The 26,508-nt window shown below is 70.4% G+C and carries 23 protein-coding genes and 1 pseudogene; 10 read left to right on the top strand and 14 right to left on the bottom strand.

The window, feature by feature from the left end:
* Nucleotides 1–122: 122 nt before the first annotated feature.
* Complete coding sequence (locus FHW79_RS24890; RefSeq protein ID WP_183181374.1) at nt 123–359, bottom strand: hypothetical protein; 237 nt, start codon at nt 357–359, stop codon at nt 123–125.
* A gap of 146 nt (nt 360–505) precedes the next feature.
* On the opposite strand from FHW79_RS24890, the gene FHW79_RS24885 reads away from it, so the two are divergent.
* Nucleotides 506–808, top strand: a complete 303-nt coding sequence (locus FHW79_RS24885; protein ID WP_149166081.1) for a hypothetical protein — start codon at nt 506–508, stop codon at nt 806–808.
* An 87-nt stretch (nt 809–895) separates the two neighbouring features.
* Here FHW79_RS24885 and FHW79_RS24880 read toward each other — a convergent pair whose 3' ends face one another.
* Both FHW79_RS24880 and FHW79_RS24875 read right to left on the bottom strand, forming a co-directional pair.
* Entirely contained in the window at nt 896–1,084 is a 189-nt protein-coding gene (locus FHW79_RS24880) for a 4-oxalocrotonate tautomerase (protein WP_014197963.1), read from the bottom strand.
* A 42-nt stretch (nt 1,085–1,126) separates the two neighbouring features.
* Nucleotides 1,127–1,912, bottom strand: a complete 786-nt coding sequence (locus FHW79_RS24875; protein WP_183181373.1) for a class II aldolase/adducin family protein — start codon at nt 1,910–1,912, stop codon at nt 1,127–1,129.
* Between the two features lie 159 nt (nt 1,913–2,071).
* Here FHW79_RS24875 and FHW79_RS24870 point away from each other — a divergent pair, with 159 nt between their 5' ends.
* Nucleotides 2,072–3,562: a sigma-54 dependent transcriptional regulator gene (locus tag FHW79_RS24870; RefSeq protein ID WP_211108476.1), complete on the top strand. Its 1,491-nt coding sequence runs from the start codon at nt 2,072–2,074 to the stop codon at nt 3,560–3,562.
* Nucleotides 3,559–5,715 (top strand): cache domain-containing protein, encoded by a 2,157-nt coding sequence (locus tag FHW79_RS24865; protein WP_348984269.1) that lies wholly within the window; start codon nt 3,559–3,561, stop codon nt 5,713–5,715. The genes FHW79_RS24870 and FHW79_RS24865 overlap by 4 nt, the downstream gene beginning before the upstream one ends.
* Nucleotides 5,716–5,736: 21 nt before the next feature.
* Here the strand turns inward: FHW79_RS24865 and fdhE are convergent, their stop codons facing one another.
* Nucleotides 5,737–6,636, bottom strand: a complete 900-nt coding sequence (gene fdhE / locus FHW79_RS24860) for a formate dehydrogenase accessory protein FdhE (RefSeq protein ID WP_183181372.1) — start codon at nt 6,634–6,636, stop codon at nt 5,737–5,739.
* 525 nt (nt 6,637–7,161) lie between these two features.
* Here fdhE and fdnG point away from each other — a divergent pair.
* The 4 genes from fdnG (at nt 7,162) to fdhD (ending at nt 12,674) form a co-directional block, all read left to right on the top strand.
* On the top strand, nt 7,162–10,227 hold the full coding sequence (gene fdnG, locus FHW79_RS24855; RefSeq protein WP_183181384.1) for a formate dehydrogenase-N subunit alpha: 3,066 nt from the start codon (nt 7,162–7,164) through the stop codon (nt 10,225–10,227).
* Nucleotides 10,228–10,230: 3 nt separating this feature from the next.
* The gene (gene fdxH / locus FHW79_RS24850) at nt 10,231–11,160 is read left to right on the top strand and encodes a formate dehydrogenase subunit beta (RefSeq protein ID WP_183181371.1); all 930 of its coding nucleotides are present in this window, start codon (nt 10,231–10,233) and stop codon (nt 11,158–11,160) included.
* Entirely contained in the window at nt 11,157–11,789 is a 633-nt protein-coding gene (locus FHW79_RS24845) for a formate dehydrogenase subunit gamma (RefSeq protein ID WP_145678824.1), read from the top strand. The genes fdxH and FHW79_RS24845 overlap by 4 nt, the downstream gene beginning before the upstream one ends.
* Before the next feature lie 66 nt (nt 11,790–11,855).
* Nucleotides 11,856–12,674 (top strand): formate dehydrogenase accessory sulfurtransferase FdhD, encoded by an 819-nt coding sequence (gene fdhD, locus FHW79_RS24840; protein ID WP_183181370.1) that lies wholly within the window; start codon nt 11,856–11,858, stop codon nt 12,672–12,674.
* A 33-nt stretch (nt 12,675–12,707) separates the two neighbouring features.
* Here fdhD and FHW79_RS24835 read toward each other — a convergent pair whose 3' ends face one another.
* From FHW79_RS24835 to FHW79_RS24800, 8 genes are all read right to left on the bottom strand, one after another.
* Complete coding sequence (locus FHW79_RS24835; protein ID WP_183181369.1) at nt 12,708–14,303, bottom strand: ATP-binding protein; 1,596 nt, start codon at nt 14,301–14,303, stop codon at nt 12,708–12,710.
* 90 nt (nt 14,304–14,393) lie between these two features.
* Nucleotides 14,394–15,194 (bottom strand): response regulator, encoded by an 801-nt coding sequence (locus tag FHW79_RS24830; protein ID WP_183181368.1) that lies wholly within the window; start codon nt 15,192–15,194, stop codon nt 14,394–14,396.
* Nucleotides 15,191–16,291 (bottom strand): chemotaxis protein CheB, encoded by a 1,101-nt coding sequence (locus tag FHW79_RS24825; RefSeq protein ID WP_183181367.1) that lies wholly within the window; start codon nt 16,289–16,291, stop codon nt 15,191–15,193. Before FHW79_RS24825 ends, FHW79_RS24830 begins: the two co-directional genes overlap by 4 nt.
* Nucleotides 16,288–18,543, bottom strand: coding sequence for a response regulator (locus FHW79_RS24820; RefSeq protein WP_183181366.1), 2,256 nt, complete (start codon nt 18,541–18,543; stop codon nt 16,288–16,290). Before FHW79_RS24820 ends, FHW79_RS24825 begins: the two co-directional genes overlap by 4 nt.
* Before the next feature lie 61 nt (nt 18,544–18,604).
* Nucleotides 18,605–20,281 carry a methyl-accepting chemotaxis protein gene (locus tag FHW79_RS24815; RefSeq protein WP_183181365.1) on the bottom strand — a complete coding sequence of 559 codons (1,677 nt, stop codon included), beginning with the start codon at nt 20,279–20,281 and terminating at the stop codon, nt 18,605–18,607.
* Complete coding sequence (locus tag FHW79_RS24810) at nt 20,278–20,904, bottom strand: chemotaxis protein CheW (RefSeq protein ID WP_183181364.1); 627 nt, start codon at nt 20,902–20,904, stop codon at nt 20,278–20,280. Before FHW79_RS24810 ends, FHW79_RS24815 begins: the two co-directional genes overlap by 4 nt.
* Nucleotides 20,904–22,370 (bottom strand): CheR family methyltransferase, encoded by a 1,467-nt coding sequence (locus FHW79_RS33355; RefSeq protein ID WP_183181363.1) that lies wholly within the window; start codon nt 22,368–22,370, stop codon nt 20,904–20,906. Before FHW79_RS33355 ends, FHW79_RS24810 begins: the two co-directional genes overlap by 1 nt.
* Nucleotides 22,367–22,903, bottom strand: coding sequence for a chemotaxis protein CheW (locus FHW79_RS24800; RefSeq protein WP_348984266.1), 537 nt, complete (start codon nt 22,901–22,903; stop codon nt 22,367–22,369). Before FHW79_RS24800 ends, FHW79_RS33355 begins: the two co-directional genes overlap by 4 nt.
* 320 nt (nt 22,904–23,223) lie before the next feature.
* On the opposite strand from FHW79_RS24800, the pseudogene panD reads away from it, so the two are divergent.
* From panD to FHW79_RS24785, 3 genes and pseudogenes are all read left to right on the top strand, one after another.
* Nucleotides 23,224–23,586, top strand: a pseudogene (gene panD, locus FHW79_RS24795) (aspartate 1-decarboxylase); the annotation flags it as partial.
* Between the two features lie 253 nt (nt 23,587–23,839).
* Nucleotides 23,840–24,082 (top strand): hypothetical protein, encoded by a 243-nt coding sequence (locus FHW79_RS24790; protein ID WP_158282622.1) that lies wholly within the window; start codon nt 23,840–23,842, stop codon nt 24,080–24,082.
* A 70-nt stretch (nt 24,083–24,152) separates the two neighbouring features.
* Nucleotides 24,153–24,698: a hypothetical protein gene (locus FHW79_RS24785; RefSeq protein WP_183181360.1), complete on the top strand. Its 546-nt coding sequence runs from the start codon at nt 24,153–24,155 to the stop codon at nt 24,696–24,698.
* On the opposite strand, the gene FHW79_RS24780 is transcribed toward FHW79_RS24785, so the two are convergent.
* Nucleotides 24,653–25,687, bottom strand: a complete 1,035-nt coding sequence (locus FHW79_RS24780) for an endonuclease/exonuclease/phosphatase family protein (protein WP_183181359.1) — start codon at nt 25,685–25,687, stop codon at nt 24,653–24,655. The two genes, FHW79_RS24785 and FHW79_RS24780, sit on opposite strands and share 46 nt — an antisense overlap.
* Nucleotides 25,684–26,505, bottom strand: coding sequence for a class I SAM-dependent methyltransferase (locus FHW79_RS24775; RefSeq protein ID WP_183181358.1), 822 nt, complete (start codon nt 26,503–26,505; stop codon nt 25,684–25,686). The genes FHW79_RS24780 and FHW79_RS24775 overlap by 4 nt, the downstream gene beginning before the upstream one ends.
* Nucleotides 26,506–26,508: the final 3 nt, after the last annotated feature.

Genomic DNA, 26,508 nt, shown 5'->3' with positions numbered 1-26,508 from the left:
TTGGACGATACGGTTTCAAACACGCTTGACAATCGGCTTCATGAACGGCAAGGCCGGCGCTTTCCCCTGCGGGAAGCGCCGGCTTTTCGTTGTGTTCGGAGTGTTGGAGATGAGCCCCCTCCCTAACCCTCCCCCGCCGCAGGCGGGGGAGGAGACTGGTTGCCGGGGCGGCGATCGAGCTTGGTCAGGATCGTCTGGGCCTCGGTCAGCAGGGCGTCACGGACACGGATGTACTGGTCGAGGGAGGACCCGGATCGTTGCCGCGCCTGCAAAGCGGCGATCTGGATGTCGAGCGCGTCGAGATCGCGGTCGATGCATTTCAGCGCGTCGCGCGCCCGTTGCTCTTCCTGCGCGTTCATGGCCACTCCTCCCGTGTCTGGTCTGGATTTCCGGCGAATCGCATCCGAACGAGGTACGGCTTTTTGTTTTGATCTCCCTGGCACTGCTTTTGCTGAACGAGTTCCGTTCACGAGCGTCCGCTCGGCAAGCTGAGAGGGAGACTACGATGGCGTCACGCGGAATCAATGCCGGTTTGGTGATTACGGTCGCTCAAAGTGCCATCGACTTTCTGTGGTCGCATTGGGACGGCTCGTCCAAATCCGTCCGTTCGGCGCTGATGGCCTCGGAATTCTGGACGCTGCAAGCCTATGGCCGGCATGGCCAGTGGGTGCAGTCGGTCACCCGCGACGCGCTGGTCGAGTTTCTCGGCAACTACATCGACCGGCGCCTGGAGGTCGGCGACAGCGAGGACCGGGCGGTCGCCACCGCGGTTTACCGCCTGACCGGAAAGACGGTGGGAGCGGTTTGACCGCCGCTCAGGGATTGGCGTGCCTGTTTTTTGTCCGGATGCCCATGGGGTGAGCAATGCTTCCCATGGGCGTCCGGAAAGCGGGCGTTACTCGGGATCGGACCACAGCTTGCCGCCGCTGGCCCAGTCGCTCTTCTTCACGTCGTGGAAGATGACATCGACCGCCTCCGGGCTGCAGCCGAGCACCGCGACCGAGGCGTCGGTGAGCGCCTTGGCGTAGGCGCGCTTCTGCTCCAGCGTGCGGCCTTCGAAAAGCTGAACGTTGATCAACGGCATCGTTTATCCATCCCCTCTGTTGCGGACCGCGCTCCGGAAAGCTCAGGTCCTGTAGTCCGGGCAGCGCCGGTCCAGGCGTCGCAGCAGCGCCGGCCATTCCAGGTCACCTTCGGGCTCCGGATCGGCGGTGAGCTGCCGGTAGGTCTTGTCGCACAGCTCCGGCGCTGGCGACACCAGTTCCGCGCCGGTGGCCTGCGCGGCGAGTTGCATCCGGCACGCCTTGTCCAGCATGTCCATCAGGCAGAAGGCCTCCGCCACCGTGCGCCCGGTCACCAGACTGCCGTGGTTGTGAAGCAGCATCGCCCGGCAGGAGCCGAGGTTGGCGACGAGGCGGACCTTCTCGCTGTCGGTCAGGGCCAGCCCTTCGTACCGATGGTAGGCGAGGTCGCGGTAAAAGCGCAGGGCGTGCTGGGACAGCGGGAGGAGCCCGTCCTTCAGCATCGACACCGCCACCGCCGCCTCGTTGTGGAGGTGCATGACGCAGCGCGCGTCTTCGCGCGCCGCATGGACGGCGCCATGGATGACGAAGCCGGTGGCGTTCACCGGGTGGGGGCTGTCGCCGATGATGGCGCCATGGATGTCGATCTTCACGAGGTTGGAGGCGGTCACCTCGTCGAAGGTCAGGCCGAACGGGTTGATGAGGAAGCGCCCCGCCTCCCCCGGCACGGCCAGCGAGATGTGGGTGTAGATCAGGTCGTCCCAGCCGCGCTCGGCGACCAGACGGTAGGCGGCGGCGAGATCGATCCGGGCTTTCCACTCGGCGTCACTGATGTCGGTATCGGCGATGCGCGGTCCGGCATGGACGAATGATCCGCTGGTGTCCGTCACGGTCGGCTCCCGGTCTGTGCGATGAGCGGGAGAGGGTCGCATGGCGCGGCGCGGTTGTCCAAGCGGGACGCTGGGACTATTCCGGATTTCGGAAATCACTGGCCCGGCTTGGTTGCGGTCTCTTAGAATGCAGGGCTTTCCGCCGCCGAGTGCACAGCGATGACCATGACCGCGCCAGTCTCCACCCCGTCCGACCGCAGCGCGCCGGAAGGGGGCCGAATGGAGGATCAGGCGAAGCCCTCCATCCTCGTGGTGGACGACGAGGAGGGGATTTGCAGCTTTCTATCGCGCGCGCTGGAACGGCGCGGCTGGCGGGTCGAGGTGGCCGGCAGCGCCGAGGAGGGCGCCCAGAAGCTGGAGCGCATCCACGCCGAGGTGATCATCCTCGACGTCGCCCTGCCGGGCCGCTCGGGGCTGGACTGGCTGAAGGAGCTGATGGCCGGCGGCTATGCCGGCGAAGTGATCCTGGTCACCGCCTTCGCCGACATGGACACGGCGATCGACGCCCTGCGCTCCGGTGCAGCGGATTTCGTGCTGAAGCCCTTCCGGGTCGAGCAGATCCTGAACTCCATCGATCGCTGCGTCGAGCGCACCCGGCTGACCCGTGAGAACTATGTGCTGCGCCGGCAACTGTCGAAGAAGGACAACGGGCGCGACGAGATCGTCGGGCGGTCGGACGCCATGATGCGGTTGCGCTCGCTGGTGCAGCGGGTAGCGCCGACCCCGTCCACCGTGCTGATCCAGGGCGAGTCCGGCGTCGGCAAGGAGCTGGTCGCCCGCGCGCTGCACGACCTGTCGCCGCGCGCCGACCGTCCCTTCGTGGCGGTGAACTGCGCGGCGATCTCCGCCGACCTGATCGAGGCGGAGCTGTTCGGCCACGCCCGCGGCGCTTTCACCGGGGCCAAGGACGCGCGCAAAGGGCTGTTCTACTACGCCCACGGCGGCACGCTGTTCCTGGACGAGATCGGCGAGCTGTCGCTGACCCTGCAATCCAAGCTGCTGCGCGTGCTGGAGGAGCGGCGCATCCGTCCGGTCGGCAGCGAGCAGGAGGTGCCGGTGGACGTCCGCGTGGTGACGGCCACCAACCGCGATTTGAAGGCGGAGGCCGCGGCGGGGCGCTTCCGCCCGGACCTGTTCTACCGGCTGGAGGTGATGACGCTGACCATTCCGCCGCTGCGCCAGCGCGCGGTGGACGTGCCGGAGCTGGCCGCGCTGTTCATGCGCTTCCTGCCGGCGCGGCTGGCCGTGCCGCCGCTGACCCTGACGCCGGAGGTGACGCGGGCGCTGATGTGCCATTCCTGGCCCGGCAACGTGCGCGAACTGCGCAACTTCGTGGAGCGGTCGCTGCTGCTCGGCGAATTTCCGCTCGACGATCTGGACACCGCCAACGCTGCGGCGGTGGAGGTGGGTCTGGCCGCGGACCCCAGCCTGTGCGCCGCCGCGGTGGCCGGCAACCCGCCCTGCGCCCCCTGTCCGGTCCGCCACGTCCGCATGGACGGCGACAGCGACGTGCTGCCGCTGGCCGAGGTGGAGAAGCGCCACATCCTGACCGTGCTGGCGCGCTGCGACGGCAGCAAGGCGCGCGCCGCCGATCTGCTGGGGGTGTCGCGCAAGACGCTGGACCGGAAATGCGTGGAATGGGGGGTGTGACGCCCCAATCTCCGACGCCCCGCTCCAATCCGCCCCGGCCCAACCCGATGAAGCGGTTGGCGGCGGCCTACGCGGAGTCGGTGCGGCTGAAGCTGCTGGCGCTGGTGCTGGCGCCGCTGCTGGTCGGCGCGCCGGTTCTGTTGATGATCGTCTGGGCCTGGGGGACGCAGGGCTACGACCAGCTTCTGGTCAACAAGGTCAGCTCCGACCTGGGGACGGCGCGACAATTCTTCGACCGGGTGCAGATGTCGCTGCGCAACGGGCTGGAGGGGGTGGCGACCTCGCACCGGCTGGCCCTGGTTCTGGAGCGCGGCGCATCGACCGACCTGCGTCGGCTGCTGGACGAGGAGGCGGAGGAGCACGGGCTGGACTATCTGCTGCTGCTCGACGCCGGGGGCATGGTGCGGGCGGGCGGGTCCTTCGCCGTCCCGGCGGACCGCAGCGGCTGGTCGGTGGTGCGCGAGGCGCTGCACGGCTACGCCCAGCACGGGCTGGAGGTCTTCGCCCCGGCGGAGCTGGAGGCGCTGAACCCGGCGCTGCGCCGGGCCGCCCACACGCCGCTGGTGCCGACCCGCGCCGCCCGGCCCGATCCGCGCAATGTCGAAAATCATGGGGCCGAGGACCGCGGGCTGGTGATCCAGGTCGCCATTCCCTTCGACGGGCCGGACGGGCGGTTGCTCGGCGTGCTGGAAGGCGGGGTGCTGCTGAACGGCAACCAGGGCATCGTCGACCGGCTGAACACCATCGTCTATCAGGACGCCTCGCTGCCGCTGGGCAGCCAGGGCACCGCCACGCTGTTCCTGGGCGACACCCGCATCGCCACCAACGTCCGGCTGTTCGAAGGGCAGCGGGCGCTGGGCACCCGGGCGTCGCAGGCGGTGGCGGAGAAGGTCCTGGACCGCGGCGAGCCGTGGCTGGGCTCCGCCTTCGTGGTCAACGACACCTATGTGTCGGGCTACCAGCCGCTGGCCGACACCGCCGGGCGGCGGATCGGCATGCTCTATGTCGGGTTCCTGGAATCACCGCTGCGCGACACGCTCTACAAGGCTTTGGCCGGGCTGTTCCTGCTGTTCCTGCTGGTGTCGGGGCTGGGGACGCTGGTGGGTCTGCGCGGCGCGCGGGCCATCTTCCGCCCGCTGGAGCGCATGGCCGGCGTCATCGCCCGCATCGAGGGGGGCGAGGATTCCGCGCGCATCGGCCCCACCGCCAGCCGGGACGAGCTGGGGCGGCTGGCCCGCGCCTTCGACCATCTTCTGGATTCCGTGGCGGCGCGGCGGTGGGAGCTTCAGCGCTCCGCCGAGGAGCTGGACCGCAAGGTGGCGCTGCGCACCGCCGCGCTGGAGGAGGCCAACGCCACCCTGCGCCGCGCCCAGCAGCAGCTGGTGATGAACGAGAAGCTGACCGCCATCGGCGAGCTGACCGCGGGGGTGGCGCACGAGATCAACAACCCGGTCGCGGTGATCCAGGGCAACCTCGACCTGCTGCGCGAGGTGCTGGGCGACGGGATCGAGCCGGTGCGCCAGGAGGTCCGGCTGATCGACGAGCAGACCCGGCGCATCCACGCCATCGTGACGAAGCTGCTGCAATTCGCCCGGCCCGGCGATTTCGCCGGCTACGCCGAACCGACCGACGTGAACGGCGTGCTGTCCGACTGTCTGGTGCTGACCCGGCACAACCTGAACCGGGCGCGGGTCACGGTGACTCTGAAGGCCGAGGCGGGCGGCCCGGTGGAGATGAACCGCGGCGAGCTTCAGCAGGTGCTGATCAACCTGATCGTCAACGCCATGCAGGCGATGCCGGAGGGCGGCCGCCTGACTCTGGACAGCCGCGACATCGGTCCGGACGAGCGCCTGCCCGGGGCGGAGCCCTTCGAGGGGGTGCTGGTGGGGGTCGAGGACACCGGCCACGGCATCGCGGCGGGCGATCTGGCCCGCATCTTCGACCCCTTCTTCACCACCAAGAAGCAGACCGGGACGGGGCTCGGCCTGTCGATCAGCTACGCCATCGTCCAGCGCTACGGCGGGCGGATCACGGTGGAGAGCGATCCGGGGCGCGGCACCCGCTTCACCCTGTGGCTGCGGCGGCAGGCCGTCTATTCCGACCAGCCGACCGCGCCCTTCTTCGCCGCCCAGCGGATCACCGCGGGGGGCTGATCCCCCTTACCCGGCGTCTCTTTACCCCGCAACCGCCAGGAACGGGTTGACGCCGATGCGCCGGTAATCCTCCTCGCCCAGCAGCAGGTCGAGCGCCAGGGTGGCGAGGTCGTCGGCCACCGGGTCGAGGTCCGGCGCCTTCTCCAGGAACAGCAGCTTCAGATAGCTGTGGCACGCGTCGCAGGTCTCCGCCCGCACCGCGCCGTTGGCCTCCGTGCCGTCCGTCCCCTCGACGAAGCGCTGGGACACGTCCTTGCCGTCGCCGCAGGCCACGCAGGACGAGCGCACATGGTGCCAGGCGGTGTGGCAGATCCCGCAATGGAGATAGCGCAGGCCGCCGCTCTCCATGCCGACCTGCAACACGCCGGCGACCGGCGCGCCGCCGCAGACCGGGCAGGCGGTGGCGGTGGCGTGGGTGGTCACCGACGCCGGGTCGAGCGCCGCGGCGTGGCGGGTCCAGGCGGTCTGGAAGGCCGCGGCCAGGAAGGGCGCGGCGGCGAGGTCGCCGTCCTCCAGCGCGTCGCCGGCCCAGCGTCCGGCCAGCGCCTCCAAAGTGTCGGCATCGGACGCGGCGAGCGCGGCCAGGGCCTCGCGCGCGCCGCCGGGCAGGGTGTCGAGCCGGGCGGCCAGGGCGCGCAGGTCGGCGGCCCACTGCTCCTCCGGCGGCAGCGTGGCGGGGGTGGCGGCCACCGCCGCCTGGGCGTCGGCCAGCGTGGCGACGAAGCGCAGCCAGTCGCCCATGGCGTGCCCCTCCGCCAACGCGCGCAGGCGCGCCGCCCGCCGGGCGAAGATCGCCGCGTCGGGCAGGCGCAGCGGGGACGGCGACTGGCCCGGCACCAGACCGGCGGCGGCCATGGCTGCGGCGGTCGCTTCGGACATCGCCGCTTCGGAAATCGGGGCGTCGGAGGAAGAGGCGGTCATGGTGGCTTTCCCGGTCACGGATCACGAACAGTCGGAAGGGATAGCACAGCGCAAGAACGGTGCCAGGGGGGACCTGTGTTCCCTCTCCCGCCCCGGGAGAGGGTGGCCCGGAGGGCCGGGTGAGGGTTCCACGAGAAACGACGCGCCGGCCCGTTGCGGGACCCTCACCCTCCCGCCGCTGTGCGGCGGGTCCTCCCTCTCCCGGGACGGGAGAGGGGTATGAACGCTTCCACCCCCCGACAGATTGTCCTCCACACAAAGGTTATGGACATTTTGTCCATCGCCGGCTGGACAAAATGTCCTTCAGAGCAGTGCGGGCATGGCCGGTCCGTCCGTCCGCCCCAGCAAACGCACCGCATTCCGCCATAAGCCCCGGCTGGCACGGAATCTGCCCTTTGGGGGATGCGCCGCTTCGGCCGGGTCACCCCGGACGGTGCGGCGCCCCGGCTCCAGGCGCTCAAGCGCCGGGCCGGCACATCCTGACTTCAGGGCCGACACCAGGGAGGTTTCATGCCCATCACACCCATGCAGGTATCACGGCGGCAGTTCTTGAAGGTCACGGCGGGCGGTCTCGCCGCCTCCAGCATGGGAGTTCTGGGCTTCCTGCCGTCTGAGGCGCTGGCCGAGGTGCGCCAGTTCCGCCTCGCCCGCGCCAAGGAGATCCGCAACACCTGTCCCTACTGTTCGGTCGGCTGCGGCCTGCTGATGTACAGCCTGGGCGACGGCGCCAAGAACGCCAAGGCCGAGATCATCCACATCGAGGGCGACCCCGACCATCCGGTCAGCCGCGGCTCGCTCTGCCCGAAGGGCGCCGGCCTGCTGGACTTCATCCACAGCCCGAACCGGCTGAAGTACCCGGAGGTCCGCGAGGCCGGGTCGAACAGCTGGAAGCGCATCTCCTGGCATGAGGCGATCGAGCGCATCGCCCGCCACATCAAGGACGACCGCGACGCCAACTTCGTCACCAAGACCGCCGACGGCGTGACGGTGAACCGCTGGCTGTCCACCGCCATGCTGACCGCCTCGGCCTCGTCCAACGAGACGGGCATCCTGACGCAGAAGGTCATGCGCTCGCTGGGCATTGTCGGCACCGACGCGCAGGCTCGCGTCTGCCACGGTCCGACCGTGTCGGCGCTGGCCTCGACCTTCGGGCGCGGGGCGATGACCAACACCTGGGTGGACATCTCCAACGCCGACTTCATCCTGATCATGGGCGGCAACCCGGCGGAAGCGCACCCGGTCGGCTTCAAGTGGGCGGTCGAGGCGAAGAAGCGCGGCGCGCGCATCGTCGTCGTCGACCCGCGCTACAACCGCTCCGCCGCGGTGGCCGACGAATACATGCCGATCCGCGCCGGCTCCGACATCGTGTTCCTGGGCGGCGTCATCAACTGGCTGGTCGCCAACGACAAGATCCAGTGGGAGTATGTCCGCGCCTACACCAACGCCGCCTACATCGTGAAGGAGGGCTACGGGTTCGAGGACGGGCTGTTCAGCGGCTACGACGCGGCCAAGGGCCAGTACGACCGCTCCAGCTGGAACTACGAGGTCGAGGCGGACGGCGTCACGGCGAAGACCGACCCGACGCTCCAGCATCCGCGCTGCGTGTGGAACCTGATGAAGGCCCACTACGCGCGCTACACGCCGGAGCTGGTGACCGACCTGACCGGCACGCCGAAGGACGCCTTCCTGCGCGTCTGCCAGCATCTCGGCTCCACGGCGGTGCGCGACCGGGTCGGCACGATCCTCTACGCGCTGGGCTGGACGCAGCACACGGTGGGCGCCCAGAACATTCGCACCATGGCGATGATCCAGCTTCTGCTGGGCAACATCGGCATGCCGGGCGGCGGCGTGAACGCCCTGCGCGGCCACTCCAACATCCAGGGCCTGTCCGACCTCGGCCTGCTGTCCACCAACCTGCCGGGCTACCTGACCCTGCCGTCGGAGAAGGCGCACCCGACCTTTGCCGACTACATCGCCAAGACCGCGCCGAAGGCGCAGGCGCCGGGCCAGCTCAATTTCTGGGCCAACACGCCGAAATTCTTCGTCAGCCTGCTGAAGTGGTTCTGGGGCGACAAGGCGACGGCGGAGAACAACTGGGGCTACGACTGGCTGCCCAAGTGGGACAAGATGTACGACGTGCTCCAGGTCATGGACCTGATGCACAACGGCAAGGTCAACGGCTTCATCGTCCAGGGCTTCAACCCGCTGACCTCCTTCCCCGACGCGCGCAAGACGGCGGCGGACTTCGCCAAGCTGAAATACATGGTGGTGATCGACCCGATCGCCACGGAGACCGCCTCCTTCTGGCAGAACCACGGCGAGGTCAACGAGGTCGACACCGCGTCGATCAAGACCGAGGTGTTCCGCCTGCCCTCGACCTGCTTCGCCGAGGAGGACGGCGCCATCGTCAACTCCTCGCGCTGGCTGCAGTGGCACTGGAAGGGCGCCAACCCGCCGGGCGAGGCGAAGACCGACCAGGAAATCCTGGCCGAGCTGTTCATGGCTGTCCGCACCCTCTACGCCAAGGAGGGCGGCACCGCGCCGGAGCCGATCCTCAACCTCTCCTGGCCCTACAAGAACCCGCTGGAGCCGACGCCGGAGGAGCTGGCGAAGGAGCTGAACGGCCGCGCGCTGGCCGACATCCCCGACCCCAAGGACCCGGCGAAGTTCCTGGCCCGCAAGGGGGAGCAGATCCCGAACTTCGCCCTGCTGCGCGACGACGGCACGACGATGAGCGCCTGCTGGATCTTCGCCGGCTGTTGGACGCAGGCGGGCAACCAGATGGCCCGGCGCGACAACACCGACGCGGGCCTCGGCAACACGCCGGGTTGGGCCTGGGCGTGGCCGGCCAACCGCCGCATCATCTACAACCGCGCCTCCTGCGACCCGTCGGGCAAGCCCTGGGACCCCAAGCGCACCCTGATTTCCTGGAACGGCACCGCCTGGGCGGGCGCCGACGTGCCGGACTTCAAGGTGGACTCGCCGCCGGTCGACGGGATGAATCCCTTCATCATGAACCCGGAGGGCGTCGGGCGGCTGTTCTGCACCGACAAGCTGGTGGACGGCCCCTTCCCCGAGCATTACGAGCCGATGGAAAGCCCGCTCGGCACCAACCCGCTGCACCCGAAGGTGGTCAGCAGCCCGGCGGTGCGCATCTTCAAGGCCGACCGCGAGCGGCTGGGCACCCATGACCAGTTCCCCTACGTCGGCACCACCTACCGCCTGACCGAGCATTTCCAGTTCTGGACCAAGAGCGTGCGGCTGAACGCCATCGCCCAGCCGGAGCAGTTCGTGGAGATCGGCGAGACGCTGGCGGCGGAGAAGGGCATCCAGGCCGGCGACTGGGTCCAGGTCTCCTCCAAGCGCGGCCACATCAAGGCCAAGGCGGTGGTGACCAAGCGCATCAAGGCCCTGAAGGTGGCGGGCCGCACCGTCCACCAGATCGGCATCCCCCTGCACTGGGGCTGGGAGACGGTGGCCAAGAAGGGCTTCCTGTCCAACACGCTGCCGCCCGCCGTCGGCGACTGCAACACCCAGACCCCGGAATACAAGGCGTTCCTCGTGAACGTCGAGAAGATCGGAGTGGCGTAAGTCATGGCACTGCAATCCCTCGATATCCTGCGCCGGTCCGCCACCCCGACGCCGACCCCCCAGGCCCGCAACCCGCAGGAGGTGGCGAAGCTGATCGACACCACGGTCTGCATCGGCTGCAAGGCCTGCCAGGTCGCCTGCTCGGAATGGAACGAGCTGCGCGCCGAGGTCGGCACCTGCGTCGGCGTCTACGACAACCCGACCGACCTGTCATCGCAGGCCTGGACGGTCATGCGCTTCAACGAGGTGGAGGAGAAGGGCAAGCTGGAGTGGCTGATCCGCAAGGACGGCTGCATGCACTGCGCTGACCCCGGCTGCCTGAAGGCCTGCCCGTCGCCGGGCGCCATCGTGCAGTTCAAGAACGGCATCGTCGACTTCCACCAGGAGAACTGCATCGGCTGCGGCTATTGCATCTCCGGCTGCCCGTTCAACGTGCCCCGCCTCAGCCCGGCCGACAGCAAGGCCTACAAGTGCAACCTCTGCTCCGACCGCGTGGCGGTGGGGCAGGAGCCGGCCTGCGTCAAGACCTGCCCGACCGGGGCCATCCAGTTCGGCAGCAAGGAGGACATGATCGAGGTCGCCCAGACCCGCATCACCGACCTCCAGTCGCGCGGCTACGACCAGGCGGGCCTCTACGACCCCGCCGGGGTGGGCGGCACCCACGTCATGTACGTGCTGCACCACGCCGACAAGCCGGCGCTCTACTCCGGCCTGCCGGACAACCCGTCGATCAGCGCCGTCGTCGGGGTGTGGAAGGGCATGCTGAAGCCGCTGGCGACGCTGGGCGTCGCCGCCGCCGGCCTGTTCGGCTTCTTCCATTACATCACGGTCGGCCCGAACCGCGCCGATGACGAGGACGAGGCGGATCACGGCACGCCGCCGGCTCCGCCCGCCCAAGGAACCAAGCATAAGGAACGGGAGAACGCGCTGTGAAGACGTCGGAAAAGCTGATCCAACGCTACTGCGCCGCGGAGCGCATCAACCACTGGATCGTGGCGGTCTGCTTCGTGCTGCTGGCCATCTCCGGGCTGGCCTTCTTCTACCCGGCCTTCTTCTGGCTGACCGGCGTGTTCGGCACGCCGCAGCTCGCCCGCATCGTCCATCCCTTCGTCGGGGTGGTGATGTTCCTCGCCTTCGCCCGCCAGTTCTTCCGCTACGCCCACCACAACCTCATCAACAAGGAGGATGTGACATGGATGATGTCGGTGAAGGAGGTGATGAAGGGCAACGAGGTCGGCGACATCGGCCGTTACAACGGCGGCCAGAAGGGCATGTTCTGGGTCATGGTGCTGTGCATGATCCTGCTGCTGGTGTCGGGCGTGATCGCATGGCGGCCCTATTTCGCGGGCTACTTCCCGATCCCGATCATCCGCGTGGCGCTGCTGGTCCACGCCGCCAGCGCGCTGGTGCTGATCGCCAGCATCATCGTCCATGTCTACGCGGCGCTGTGGGTGCAGGGCACGATCCGCGCGATGGTCGAGGGGGTGGTCACCCACGCCTGGGCGCGCAAGCACCATCCGCGCTGGTTCCGCCAGGTGACCGGCAAGGAAACCGGGCATTGATCGCTTGAGGGCGCTTATAGCCCTCTCCCCGGAGTGGAGAGGGGAATTCCTAAGAAGGATACCGCCATGAGCCTCGCCATCGACGTCGCAGCGCCGCCCAACACCCACCGGATGACCGTCCTGCGGCTGGGTCCGGACGCCGCCCAGCTCTGCGATGACGCGGTGGTGGAGGAGGTGCCCGTCGCCATCGCCTACAACGGCATCGTCCATGCGGTGATGCTGGCGACCCCCGACGACCTGGAGGAGTTCGGCCTCGGCTTCTCCCTGACGGAGGGGATCGTCGCCGACGCGGAGGAGCTGGAGAGCCTGCGGGTGGTGGAGGGCTGCGACGGCATCGAGGTCCGCATGGAAATCCCGATGGAGCGCTTCATGGCGCTGAAGGGCAAGCGGCGCAGCATCGCCGGGCGGTCGGGTTGCGGCGTCTGCGGGGTGGAGAGCCTCCAGGCCATCGCCCGGTCCGGCCAGCCCGTGCCCTCGGGCGGGCGGCTGTCGGTCGGCGCGGTGGAGCGGGCGCTGCCCCGCTTCGCCGAACGCCAGACCCTGCACCGCGCCACCGGGGCGGCCCACGGCGTCGCCTGGGTGGACGCGGCGGGGGACATCCTGGCGGTGCGCGAGGATGTCGGCCGCCACAACGCGCTGGACAAGCTGATCGGCTGGCTGGTGCGCACGGGCGTGGACCGGCGGGGCGGCTTCGTCCTGACCTCCAGCCGGGCCAGCTACGAGCTGGTTCAGAAGGCCGCCCGGCTGGGCATCAGCGGGCTGGTCGCCATCTCCGCCCCCACCGGGCTGGCGGTGCGCATGGCGGAGAGCTGCGGCGTGTCGCTGGCCGGCTTCGCCCGCGGCAACCGGCTGGTCGTCTACAGCCACGGCGACCGCTGGGTTTAGGCGGCTCCGCGACGGATATCGGGAAAGGCCGGCTTACGCCACCTCGCCCTTTTCCCCACCATCCCCCTCACCCTCGCGCAGCCGCTCCAGGACCTGCCGCAGATCGCCGGGGTGGAGGGGCTTGTGCAGGAAGGAGCAGCCGCGGCGCTGGCCTTCCAGAAGCGCGCTCTGGGCCGTCTCGCCGCTGAGGACCACGGCGGGGATCTCGCGGCCATAGAGGCGGCGCACCCGGTCGATCACATCGAAGCCGGACACCTTCCCAGGCAGCCGCAGATCGGTCAGGATGACCGACGGCGCGTCCGGCAACCCGTCCAGCACCGCGAAGACCTCCCGCATGTCGCTCGCCGCGGCGACGGTGCAGCCCCAGCTTTCCAGGATCATCTGAAGTCCGGTCAGGACCATGGCCTCGTCGTCCACGGCCAGCACGGTCATCCCGGTCAGCGGCGGGGCTGCGGCGGTGGTGGTGGGAACGGCGGTGTGGCTGGGCGGCGGTGCGGCCAGCGGGCTCGCCGCTTCCAGCGAGACGGAGAAGACGGTGCCACGCCCGATGCGCGACCGCACCTCGACCTGGAGTCCGAGAAGCTCGGCCAGACGGCGGACGATGGCGAGGCCGAGGCCCAGCCCGCGGGTGGGATCGCGGTTGGGGTTCTGGAGCTGGTGAAACTCGTCGAAGATGGCGGTCAACTGCTCCTCGGGGATGCCGAAGCCGGTGTCCCACACATCGATTCGCCAGCGGTTGCCGCGCCGTCGCATCGCGAGCAGCAGGCCGCCGTGCCGGGTGTAACGGATGGCGTTGGTCAGCAGGTTGCGCATCACCCGCCCGAACAGCACCGGGTCGGTCTCCACCGCGCCGGGGCACAGGCGGGCGCGCAGGCGCAGGCCCTTCTCCTCGCTCTGCGGCCGGAACTCCTCCACGAGCTGCCCCAAAAGCTCGTCCAGGGCGACCGGCTGCGGGTCCGGAGTCACCGTACCGGCGTCCAGCGTGGAGATGTCGAGCAGCGCGTTCAGCAGCCGCTCGCCCGCCGTCATGGCGTTGCCCAGCATCTCCGCCGTGCTGAGCGCCTTCTCGTCGCTGATCTGGCTGCACAGCGCGTCGAGGAACAGGCGCATCGCCTGGAACGGCTGGCGCAGGTCGTGGCTCGCCGAGGCCAGGAAGCGGGAGCGGGCGGCGGTCGTCCGTTCGATCTCCGCGCGCATTTCCCGCTCCATGCGGGCGACGACCCGGTCGTCCGGGGCCGCCCGGCTGGACAGGGCCAGCACGCCGACCGTCTGCCCGTCCTGGGTCAGCGGCACGCCCTGGAACGCCGCGGGGTCGGCGTCGCCCACCGGCAGAAGCTCGATGCCGACCGGCTCCTCGGTGTCGCCCGAAAACAGCGGATCGACGGTGCCCAGCACCGCCGGCCAGACCGGCCCGAACCAAGCCGGGGCCGGCAGCCCGTCCGCCGCCGGCTCCTTGCCAAGCAGCGCGCAGAGCGCGTCGTTGGCGAAGAGGGTGGCGGCGTGCGGTGGCCCGGTCAGCACGAAGGCGGGCAGCGCGGCGGCGCGGCAGATGCGCAGCGCGTTCTCAACGCACTCCGTCTCCGCTGGCGCGGCATCGAGGCTGGTCCTGTTGCTGTGCCGAGGCGTCACGTCGGTCTCTCTAACCGCTGGAGCTGAAGGTGTAGCACCTTAACCTTTGGTGCGCCGGGGATGAAAGCGCCTGAAAGCCCTATCCACCCTCTATGCGGAAGGCATTGGGGGGGACAGGCGGGCCAGATGGTCCTCCACCATGTATTTCCGGCGGAGCAAGGCCATCAGGCGGATCTTCAGGATGTCCATCGGCTGCGACTTGCCGACGAAGTCGTCGGCGCCGGCGGTCAGGCTGGCGGTCAGCCGATCGTCGCCCTCCTGGCTGGTCAGGATGACGATCTGGAAGAACAGGCCGCGCCGCCGGCGGAAACGGTCGAACCGCTCGCAGAGCTGGGTGCCGCTGGTGCCGGGCATCACGAGGTCGAGGATCACGCAGTCCAGCCCGCCGTCCTCCAGCGCCGCCACCGCCTCGTCGGCGTTGCGCGCGGCGACGACGTGGCAGCCGTCCTCCTCCAGCTCGGCGCGCAGGAACTCGCGGTAGGTCGCGCTGTCGTCCACCACCAGGATGCGCGCCCGCCGCAGGATGTCGGACACGGTCGGTGGCGCGTTGCGCCGGTCGAGCAGCGCCATGGCCTGCTGAACCACGCCCTGGGAATCGGCGGGGTCCGCCCACTGCACGTCGGCGGCGGCGCCGGTCTCCGCCGCCCGCTCCGCCGAACCCAGCAGCAGGGCGGGAGCCGGGCAGCGCCGCCGCAGCTCCGTCAGGGTGCGGGCAGCCTCGCCGTCGGCCTCCACCATCAGCAGGTCGAAGGGGCGGCGCGCCAGTTCCGCGATGGCGGGTTCCACCGTTTCGACGCAGCTCGCCTCGATGCCCTGCTCCTCCAGCATCAGCTTCAGGAGAAGTCCCTGCGTCTGCGAGGCGATGACAATCAGCGCCCTGGGTCCACTCATGAGGGCTCAACTCCCGTCGAAACCAGTTCCAGCAAACGGGCCGCCACCTTGTCGATGGGCAGCTCCTCGGTAACGCCTCCCAGCCGGACCGCGGTCCCCGGCATGCTGTGGATGACCGCGGTGGAGGCATGCTCCGCGATGGTGTAGGCGCCCGCCCGGTGCATGTCGGTGAGGCCGCGCGCCCCGTCCTCGCCCATGCCGGTCAGCAGCACGCCGATGGCGGCGGCGCCGAAGGCCGAGGCCAGGGAGGAGAACAGCACATCCCCGGACGGCCTCTGGCCGCAGACCGGATCGCCGTGGACCAGCCGCATCCCGCCGGGTTCGGCGGTGAGATGACACTCGCCGGGGGCGACATAGACGTGGCCGGGCCGGTGCGGCGCGTCGGAGGCCAGCGCCACCGGCAGCGGCGTGACCGACCCCAGCCAGGAGGCGAAGCCGGCCACGAAGGGGGCGCCGATGTGCTGCACGACGAAGACGGGCACGGGGAAATTGGTCGGCAGCCCGCGCAGCAGCTTCACCAGCGCCGCCGGCCCGCCCGTCGAGGCGGTGATCCCCAGGGCGCGGAACTGCCGCTTCACCACGGACGGCGGCAGGGGCGGCGGCGGCGGGACGGCGGCGCGCTTGTGGCGGCCGGCGGTGCCGACGGGCTCCTCATCGCCGTTGCGCGGACGCCCGCGCTGCCGGATCACCTTCACCTGGCTCATGATGGTGAGCTGGGTGCAGAGATGCCGGGCGACGGTCTGATAGTCGGCGCGGGCCATGCTGCCCGGCTTCTCCACAACCGCCAGCGCCCCGGCCTGCAGCGCCCGCATCGGGATGTCCAGGTCGCGCACGTCGGAGGCGACGACGACGATGGGCACGGGATGGTCGCGCATCAGCCGCTGGGTCACCGCGAAGCCGTCGATCCCCGGCAGGCGGATGTCCAGCGAGACCACGTCCGGCCGCAGCGAGTCGACCATGCGCAGCGCCTGCTCGCCCGAGGCGGCGATCCCGGCCAGTTCCAGCCGCGGGTCCTCGCCGATGACGTGGGCGAGGAGTTGCTGGACGACCGGGGAGTCCTCGACCACCAGGACGCGGATCTTGCGGGCGCCGCTCACAGCAGCCGCCGGATGCCGGCCAGAAGCTCGTTCTGGTCGAAACGGGTCTTGACGATGTAGGCGTCGGCGCCGAGGTCCAGCCCGCGCTCGCGATCCTCGTCGCTGGCGCGCGAGGTGACCAGGATCACCGGCAGATCGGAGGTCATGGGGTTGCCCTTGACGGCCTGGAGCAGGGCGAACCCGTCCATCCTCGGCATCTCCACGTCGCTGATGATCAGGTCCACGTCCTCCAGCTCGCCGAGCGTTTCGACCGCCTCGCGCCCGTCCACGCACAGCGTGACCCGGTAACCATGGGCCTCCAGGATGCTCTTTTCCAGGGTTCGCGTGGTGATGGAGTCGTCCACAACCAAAATGTGCGAGCGCCGCCGTGCCGACTCATCCACCGGGCGGAGCAGCGGCGGCAGGGCCATGCCGGGGCGCGGCGACAGGGCGGCTGGATTCAGCACCAGGGCCGGCGATCCGTCGTCCATCAGCACGGTGCCGAGGAAGCGGGCGGCGTCAATTCCCACCTCCTCCGCCGGGGTGACCACCGAGTCGCGGGTGGCCATCAGCGCGTCCACGACCAGCGCGACCCGCCGACCGGCGGAGCGCAGGACGACCAGGGCCAGCGGAGCCTCGTTGCCCTGCGGCATGGCGCCGTCGTAGCCGAGCAAGGCGGCCAGTGGCGTCACCGGAACGTCCTCCCCGTCCAGCCGGATGGTCGGGGCGGCGAGGTCGGTGAACAGCGTGGCCGCCGGGACGCGCAGCACGCGCGCCACGTCGTTGCTGGGGATCGCCAGGATGTCGTCCTGGACCGCCACGAAGACCAGCCGCTGGCTGAGCAGGCTGAGCGGCACCTCCACCGTGACGACGGTCCCGCCGCCCTCGCGCGCGGCCAGGGTCACCGAGCCCTGGAGCCGGGTGACCTCGCGCCGCACGATGGCGAGGCCCATGCCGCGCCCGGCGTATTCGTTCGCGGTGGGGGCGGTGGAGAAGCCCGGCTCGAAGATCAGGTCGAGCAGTCGTTCCTCCGGCGCCGAGTCCGCCTCGTCGGCGCCCAGCAGGCCGCGCTCCACGGCGTGGCGGGCGATGGCCTCGCGGTTCGGGCCGCGCCCGTCGTCCTCGACCCGCAGGACGAGGCGGCGCCCGACCACCGAGGCCTCGAAGCGGACGGTCGCGGCCGCGCGCTTGCCCGCCGCCACCCGCTCCTGCGGGGTTTCGACGCCGTGGCTGACGGCGTTGCGCGCGATGTGCAGCACCGGGTCCTTCAGCCGTTGCAGGACCACCCGGTCGGCCTGGGTCTCCAGCCCGCGGATGTCCGCCTCGACCTCCTTGCCCTGGGCGCGGCTGATGTCGCGGATCATCCGGCCGAGGTTGCTGAACTGCGACTCCGCCGGCAGCATGCGCAGTTGCCGCACCTCGTCCTGGAAGCCGCTGCCCCAGCGGCGCAACGACCAGAGATGGCGGTCGTGGGCGCGGTGCGCCGCGTCCAGCGAGGCGCCGAGCGCGCGGAAGCGCCGCTCGAAGGAAGACAGGCGCAGGGCCGTCTCGTCGCCCGCGAAGCTGATGCCGGCGGCCCCCGTGGCGTCGTGGGAGCCGCCGCGGAGCAGGCGGGGCCGCATGGCGTGCCAGCTCCGCTCCAGGGCGCGCCATTCGCCGCGCAACTCGCGCAGCTCGGCGACCAGGGCGGACTGGTTCTCGATCTCGGGCAGGAGGCCGGCGGCGGCGGTGAACAGCCGCTCCAGCCCGGCGCTGCGGATGCGGACCAGGGCGGCGCTCTGCGAGGCGTCGACGGCGCGGGCCGACCGCGGCGCGGCGGCCTGAGGGGTGACCGGGGCGCCCCCCGCCTCCGCCGCGGCGGGGCGGCGCTGGACGGGTTCCGGCCCGCCGCCCTCGCCGCCCATGCGGGTCAGTTCGGCCAGCACCTCGGCGATGTCCACCTCGCCGCCGCCGCGGGTCGCCCAGGCCACCACGTCCTCGATGGCGTCGAGCGCGCGGCGCACCACGTCGCGGGCCGCCGCGTCGAAGGGCACGGCGCCGCGCTGGATGGCGATGAAGGCGGCCTCCAGCCAGTGGGACAGCCGCTCGACCTCCGGCAGGTCCACGGCGCGGGCCGCACCTTTCAGGCTGTGGGCGCGGCGGTGGATCTCCACCAGATCGGGGTGGTGCGCCGGGTCCTTCTCGACCGCGCGCAGGGCCTCGCGGATGGCCGCGAGGTGCTCCTTGTGCTCCAGGTCGAAGGCGGCGAGCAGGCGCGTGCGGATGTCGTTCATGCCGCCCGCACCTTCCGCCCGCCCTCGTCCCTGTCCTGGCCCGCGCCTGCCGTCGTCATGGTCACACGCGGTAGTTCCGCACGGCCTCGACCAGACCCTGGCCGAGATCGTTGAGGTTGGTGGCGGCCCCTTCGAGCTGGCGGGTGCCGGCGGCGGTCTGGCTGCTCGCCTCGCGGATGTTCTGGAGCGCCTGGATCACCTGCTCCAGGCCGATCTGCTGCTGGTTGGTGCCGGCGACGATCTGCTGGAAGGCGAGCACGCTCTCCTGCACGCTCTCGGCGAGGTCGCGGATGGTCGACTGGGTGGCGTCGGTCTGGCGCTTGCCGGCGCCGACGCGCTTCACCGCCTCCTCCGTCAGCATGACCGAGGCGTTGATGCCGTGCTGGATCTCGCTGAGGTTGGAACGGACCTGGGCGGTGGCCTCCTTCGACTGGTCGGCGAGGCTCTTGATCTCGCTCGCCACCACGGCGAAGGTCCGGCCGTGCTCGCCGGCGGCGGCGGCTTCGATGGCGGCGTTGAGCGCCAGCAGGTGGCAGCGCTCGGCGATGTCGTTGACGGTCAGGATGATCTCGCCGATCGCCTGGGTGCGCTCCGACAGGATGACGATGTTCTCGGCGACCGCCTCCGCCTGCTCGCGGATGGCGTCCATCGCCTGGTTGGTGTCCTCCACCGCCTTCAGGCCGGTCTCGGAGTTGGAGGCGGCGACCTGGGCGTTCTGCGCGACGTCCTGGGCGCGGCGGTTGATCTGCGCGCCGGATTCGGTGATCTCGCTGAGCGTCGCCGTCGTCTCCTCGACGGCGGCAAGCTGCTGGGCGACGCTGGCCGCCTGCTGCTGGGTCGAGGCGCGGATCTGCGCGGTCGCGGCGTGCATGCTTTCCGCCGTGGCGCGGGTGGTCTTGGCCATGCTGCGCAGGTTGCCGGTCATCTCGTTGAGGTGGGTGCCCAGTTCGGCCAGCTCGTCGTCGCCGGGCACCACCACCGTCTTGGTCAGGTCGCCCTTGCCCACCTGGGTGACGTAGCCGATGGCGGTGCCGAGCCGCTTGGTGACCGAGCTGCCGATCAGGATGGCGATGGCGACGGCGAGCGCCACCACGATGACCAGCGCCAGGATCGAGGAGCGCACCGCATCGTCGTAGAGGGACCGGACGTTCTGGCGCCCGGCCTCCGACAGGCGGCTGATGTCGCTGTGCAGGCTGGCGAGCTGGCCCGCCATGGCCACCCGCATTTCCTCCACCCGGGTCAGCTGCGCCAGCGCTTCCGGTTCGGCTCCGGCGGCCACACGCTCCATCAGCACGTTGGCCTCCTCCAGCATGCGGCGCGAATACTGCTCGAAGCTGTTGATCTGGGCGACCAGCTCGCCCCAGATGCGGCGGCGGTCCTCCGTGGTGCCTTCCTCGGCCCGCTCGCCGGCGATCCGCTTCAGCTTGGCGACCTGATCGAACATCACCATCGAGCCGTCGCGGTAGCGCTGGCGCAGTTGCGTGATGTCCGGCAGACCGCCCTGAACCTGGGCCAGCGCCGCGGCATGGGTCGCCGCCTCGCGGAAGCTGCGCAGATTGCTCTCGGTCACCTCGATCTCGCGCACCGCCTCCGACACCTGGATGTCGTAGGTGGCGATGCCCATCATGACCTTCATGCCGTCCGCGAACCGCATCATCTGGAACGCCGCCAGCAGCCCGGTCAGCAGGCAGACGACCCCGAAGCTGAGCATCAGCTTGTGCTTGACCTTCAGTTTCATTCTTCTTTCATGCTCCTCAGCGTCTCCAGGATCGCCGGCACGTCCAGCACGGCGACGCGGCCCCGGGTGATGGCGGTGACGAAGGACCCGGCTTCCGGCGGCGCCTTCCTGTCGGTTCCATCCAGTTCCGTCACCGTGTCCACGGTGCGCAGGCGCAGCGCCACCGGCCGCTCCCCGCCGCGCAGCACGACGGCGAAGCCGCCGCCGGCGGGAACGGCGTTGCGCCCGCACAGCCGGTCCACGTCGAACAGGCGCATCACCCGCCCGTCGATGGCGATCAGCCCCAGCAGTTCCGGGGGCGCGTGGGGCACGCGCGCCACCCGCGGCAGCGGCACGATGCGGGACAGGTGGCGCAGGTCCAGCCCGTAAGACCCGTCCGCGCCGCGCCCGACCAGCAGGGTGACCGGCGCCTCCGCATCCGCCGCGACGTTTGCCTCGTCGGCGGAGGGGACGCGCGCCAAGTCCTCGGCACGGCGCAGCAGCAGCGCGTCGGCCCAGGCACCGCCCGGCGCGGCGGCTTCCTCCGCCTCCCGGCCCTGGCGGGCTAGGCGGGTGCGGACGGCGGTCCAGTCGATGCCGCCTTGGACATCCGCTGCCTCTCCGGTTCCGGTCCGGTCGTCCATCACGGCTCCTCACCCGAGAACCAGAGATCGATCATGCTGCGCAACTCGGCCACGGTCAGGCCGCCACCCTCGGCCACCAGCTCCGTCGCGTCATGAGTGGCGACGGTGGCGCGGGCGTTGCGGAAATGGCGTTGCGCCGGGGCCAGCTTGCCACGCCGCCAATAGGCCAGGGCCAAATGGTAGTCGGCCAGCGCAAAGTCGGAATCCAGATAGAGCGCCCGCTTGAAGGCGGCGATCGGGTCGCCGACGCCCAGCTCCTCCTCCAGCAGGCCCAGCCGGAAATGGACCAAGGGGTCGAGGCGGTTGCGCTCGGCCAGCGCGATGCAGGCGTCCAGCGCCGCCGCCCGGTCGCCGTCCGAAGCGGCGACGGATGGGGGAGTGGCCGGGGATGAAGCCTGCGGCTGCGGCGCGGGCAGCGGGGTGAGGGCCGGCTTCGCCGCGGTGGCGCGCCGCCGCGCCGTGGGGTCCGTCGGCGCGCTGTGCGTCTTCGTGGGTTTCGGCGCCGCGGGCCTCGGCTCGGCAGGCTTCGGCTCGGCAGGCTTCGGCTCGGCAGGAATGGCGGGCGTGAAGACGGGAGGCGCCGCCGGCAGGGCCGCCGCGGGGGCACAGCCGGGGCGCGGCTTGCGGTAGATGGTGGCCCCCGGCACCGGCACGGGGGTGAACAGGCTGTTGACCTGCTGCCCCGTCTCGGCATGGCCGACCACCAGCCAGCCGTTGGGCACCAGCACCTCGTGCAGGTTGTCCAACAGACGGGTGCGCGTCGGCTCGTCGAAATAGATCATGACGTTGCGGCACAGCACGACGTCCAGCGCGCCCAGGCCCCGCGGGTAGTTGGGCAGCGGCCCCTCCACGAGGTTGAAGACGGAGAAGTTCGTCCATTCGCGAAAGCGCGGCTTGACCGCCCACTGGTCGCCCTGCCGGTCGAAGCATTCCGCCAGGACCGCCGGATCGAGCCCGCGCACCGCCCAGTTCCCGTAGACGCCGCGCCGCGCCGTTTCGATGAAGCTGGCGTTCAGGTCGGTGCCGACGATGCTGACCTGCCAGTCGCGGAGCTGCTCGGCGAAATGCCGCTTCAGCAGGATTTCCAGCGTGTAGGCCTCCGGCCCGATCGAGCAGCCGGCGCTCCAGATGCGCAGCAGGCGGCTCTCCCGGTTGCGACGCAGGCATTCCGGGATGGCGACGGCGCACAGCGCCTCGAACTGTTCGGCGTAGCGGAAGAAGAAGGTTTCGCCGACCGTCAGCTCGTTGATGAGCGCCTGATACTCCGGCCCGGTCGGCCCCTCCCCGGCGAGCTGCGCCAGATAGGCGGCGAGGCCGAGGGTCGGCTTGTCCGACAGGCGGCGGTTGATGCGCTCCGCCAGGGCGGCGTCCTTGTCGGCGTAGTAGGCGAGCCCGGTCGCCCCGATGACGGCGGCCTTGATCCGGGGAAAGACGGGGTCGCGCAGGATGGCGTCGATGCGGTTCATCGGGCCGTCCCTTCGGTGCCCTCTGCCGGTTCGTCCGCCGTCTCGGGGGCGCCAAGCCGGGCCAGGCGCTCGTCGGCCATGGCCTGGAAGGCGGCGAGCAGCCGGCCCTCGGCCTCGGTCAGCAGGCGGGACGGGTCGATCACGGTGGCCGTTCCGCCATCATGGGGGCCGCCGTGGGGGCCACGGTGGGGAATGGTCGCCACGGCGCAGCCGTTGAAGGTCAGGCTGGGGTCGGCCGCCGTCAGCTCCGCGTCGGGGATCGGCAGGATGTTGAACACCAGGTCGGCCAGCAGGGCCAGCGGACGGCCGTCCCAGTCGGTCAGGAACAGCGGGGCGTACAGCTCCGGCGGCGCGGCCTCGAAGCCGAACAGAAGGTCGAGCCGCAGGACCGGGACGGCGCGCCCCTGGTAGCGGAACAGCCCGGCGACCACGGCGGGGGCGGCCGGCGGACGGTCGAGCCGGGGCAGCGGCAGGAACCGGCGCACGGCGTCCGCCGGCAGGGCCAGGGTCCTGCCGGAGACGGAAAAGATCACGTACCGTGTCGCGGATGCCGTCGCAGCCATCGCGTGCGCACACCTTCCCAATTCAGTTGTCGGCCTATGCCCGTTGTCGGGTCCGAGAAGCGCAGCCGGGCCCTGGAGCCTATTATCGGGTGGCGCCGGGGGGCTTGAAACCGGCGCAGAACATGCCGCATCGCACCCGGGATGGAAATACCACCAAAGGCAAAAGCCTCAGCCCAAGGTGGCGGTATGACGCCGGTCATACCGTGGGTGCCGGAACGCTTGCTGTTTTCGCAGTTGCGGTTACAAACATCCTCCCAACGGCCAACCAGCCGCACCGACCGGAGGGGATCATGATCAAGGTTGTCCGCGCGAAACTGCACTGCCTGCGCGTCACCGACGCCAACCTGAACTATCAGGGGTCGATCACGCTCGATCCGGAGCATTGCGAGGCGGTCGGGATCTACCCGCTGGAGTTCGTGGAGATCTGGAACAAGAACTCCGGCGCGCGGATCAGCACCTACGTGATCTATGGCGAGCGCGGCTCGCGCTGCTGCGTGCTGAACGGCTCGGCGGCGCGGAGTTGCCAGCCGGGGGACGAGGTCATCATCGCCGCCTCCTGGTACTGCCAGCCGACCGAACTGGCGACGCTGCGGCCGCGGGTGCTGACCTTCAACGCCGACAACAGCATCGACCGGTCGCTGACCTACGACGTGACCGCGCTGGACGGCGGGCGGTTCGACTTTGCGATTCGCGAGGGGACCTTCCTGGAACCGGAACCGGCCTGACCCGGCGTTTCCGAACCCCCGCAAAAAAAAGAAGCGGCCTTGAGCGAATCCACGCGCAAAGCGAGCACTGCGGCGACTTGCGCGTGCCTTGCGAGGAATAGGCGGTGAGTCCCACTTGAACGCGCGGCAATTTTTGCCTACTCTACCTGGGTGGGAGTGCGGACAGCGAGGAGTGCGTGTCATGGGCGTCAGCGGCATAGGGGGCTATCAGCAGCAGCCTTTCACGACCCCGTTGAGCAGCGGGCCGGCGGCCCTGCAGCAGACACGGGGAACCGACGCGAACCAGCAGGCCCAGAAGGCCGAAGAGGATCGCCGTCAGCAGATCCAGGCCCAGGATCAACAGGCGCAGCAGAGCCAGCAGGCTCTGTCGTCGGGCGGCAACACCACCCCGACCCGCGGACAGAACCTCAACATCACGGTCTGATCGCGCGTCGTCCAATCGGGGCCCGCCCGGCTGGTCCGGGGCCGGGCCCGCAGGGGAAAGGCGGCCAGCCATGGACATCCGAAGCGTCTCCGGCATCCAGGCGAACCGGCCGACTCCGGCATCGGCGGTCCCGACGCCGCAATCCGTGGCCGATGCCGCGGCACAGACCTCCCAAACCGCGTCCAGCGTTGCGGACCAATCCGCTTCGGCGGCGTCTCCGTCCGACCCGGTGGTGGTGGCGGGCGGCTACATCAGTCCGGTCCTGCGCTACGACCAGGGCGCCCGGCTGGCCGTCATCTATTTCCGCGACCGGTCCTCCGGCGAGACCCAGAACCAGATCCCGGCGCAACAGGTGGTGGAGGAATACCGCCGTACCGCCAGCCGCCTGGGCGTCGCGACCGATTCGGCGGGGCACGGCCATGCCACGGGCAAGGGCACGGCGGCGTCGGGCGTCGGCGGCACCGTGCCGACCGGCACCGCGTCCGGCGAGGCGCCGTCCGTCGCAGGACGCGGGACGACGGGAAGCATCCCCGCCGCCGTTTCCGCCGCGCCCGCTCCCGGGGGGGCGTCCTACGGCGCCGGTTCGCCGGGCGCCATCGTCTCCGTCACCGTCTGATCCGGCAGCTCGAAGCGGGCGACCAGCGGCGCGTGGTAGCTTTCCGGGGAATGGCTGACCGTGGCGTGGGCGACCAGCTCGTCGCCCAGCGCCTCGTTGTGGATTTCGGCGGAGCGGAACCAGCCCAGCAGGGCGCGCGACACCAGCAGATGGTCGAGCATCACCGCGTCGCCGCCGTGCAGCACCGTGAAGCGCCGCTCCTCCGGGACGGAGCATTCCAGCGGCACCAGCGACCGCCCGGCGAGATGGCCGTTTCCGGTCTCGTCCAAGTCGGCGCGGATGATGCGGACGGGGGTCTGCTCGATCTCGGCGTTGAGGTCGCCGGCCACCAGGATCAGCGCCTGCGGGTCGGCGTCGAACACCCGCTCCACCGCCAGCCGGGCCTCCAGCGCCTGCCCGGCCCGCTTGATCGAGGCCAGATAGAAGCCCTCCGCCCAGCCGCCGACGCTTTTCCAGGTGGAGGCGTTCTTCTTCTGCCCCGGCACCGGCGCGGCGATGGGCGCGCGCAGATGCAGGTTGAAGACGTGCAGCCGCCGCCCGCCGGGCAATTCGATCTCGCCGTGCAGCACCGGGCGGTCCCAGGTCACGGCGTCGCCGCCGGGCTGGGCCGGGTCGGCGGTGACCATGCGGACCTGCGGGGACGGCACCAGATCGTGCCGGTACTGCCGCGCCGCCAGGATCGGCCAGCGGCTGACCAGCACGAGGTTGTGGCGGTCGGCCAGCTTGGTCCCCTCGCCGCCGGAGGTCCGGTGGAAATCGGCGTAGGGGCCGCCCTCCAGCAGCCGGTTCAGCGCGCGCAGGGTCCGCGGCTCCCCCTTCGCGTCGCGCTGGCCGTTGACCTCCTGAAGGCACAGGATGTCGGCGTCCAGCCGCTCCAGCTGCGGGCGCAGCACGGCGGCGCGCTCCTCGAAGGACAGGTCGCCGGCGTCGTCCAGGCTTTCCAGGTTGAAGGTGGCGATGCGGATGCTGCTGCTGGTGCTGCGGCTCATGACCCCTCCCCGGACGCCCGACCCGCTGCGGCGCGTGGGCGCGCCAGGAACAGGTGGTTGCGGTTGATGCGCCGCCGCCGCCGCCGGTGCGCGCTCAGCATCGCCGTGGAGGCGACGAGCGTGGCGTCCAACCCGGCCTCGGCCATGCGCAGGGGGGTATCCGTACCATAAATCCGGTAGTGATAGGGATGGCCGAAGGCGGCCAGCCGCTTGGCCGGGGTGTCCATCGCCGGGTCCTCCCGCGTCGGCCCCTTGGGGTCGTAGGGGAACAGCAGGACGGCGCGGCCCGAGGGTTTCAGGACGCGGGCGATCTCGCGCAGCGCGGCGCGGTCGTCGGGGACATGCTCCAGCACGTGGCTGGACAGCACGAGGTCGAAACGGCCATCCGGGAAGGGCAGGTCGGTCAGGTCGGCCTGCACGTCGGCGGCCGGGTTGAAACGGTCCAGCGTGACGTAGCGCCGGCCGTGCCGCGCCCGCAGCAGCGGCTCCAGGCAGGGTTCCGGGGCGGTGTGCAGGATGCGCAGCGAGCGGCGCAGCACGTCTGTCCGCTCCGCCAAAAAGCTCCACAGGAAGCGGTGGCGCTCCAGCGACCCGCAGTCCGGGCAGCGGGCGTTGCGCCGCCCGCCCAGTCCGAAGGGGAGGAAGCGCGACGCCTCCCGCCCGCAGAGCGGGCAGAGCAGCGGGCCGGCGGCGGGGATCAGCCCGCGGGCGCCCTCGTAGCGCGGGCGCTCGTACAGCGACTCCCGCCGATAGACGGCGGCCTCGTCGAGGTTCTGGTCCGCGATGGCGGGCAGCAGGCGGGACAATCCATGGAGCATGGG

Origin of the sequence: Azospirillum sp. OGB3, from assembly GCF_014192915.1 — a bacterium.
GTDB lineage: Bacteria > Pseudomonadota > Alphaproteobacteria > Azospirillales > Azospirillaceae > Azospirillum.
Note: the sequence above shows the minus strand (reverse complement) of the source record. Positions and strands in the feature narration are given on the sequence as shown.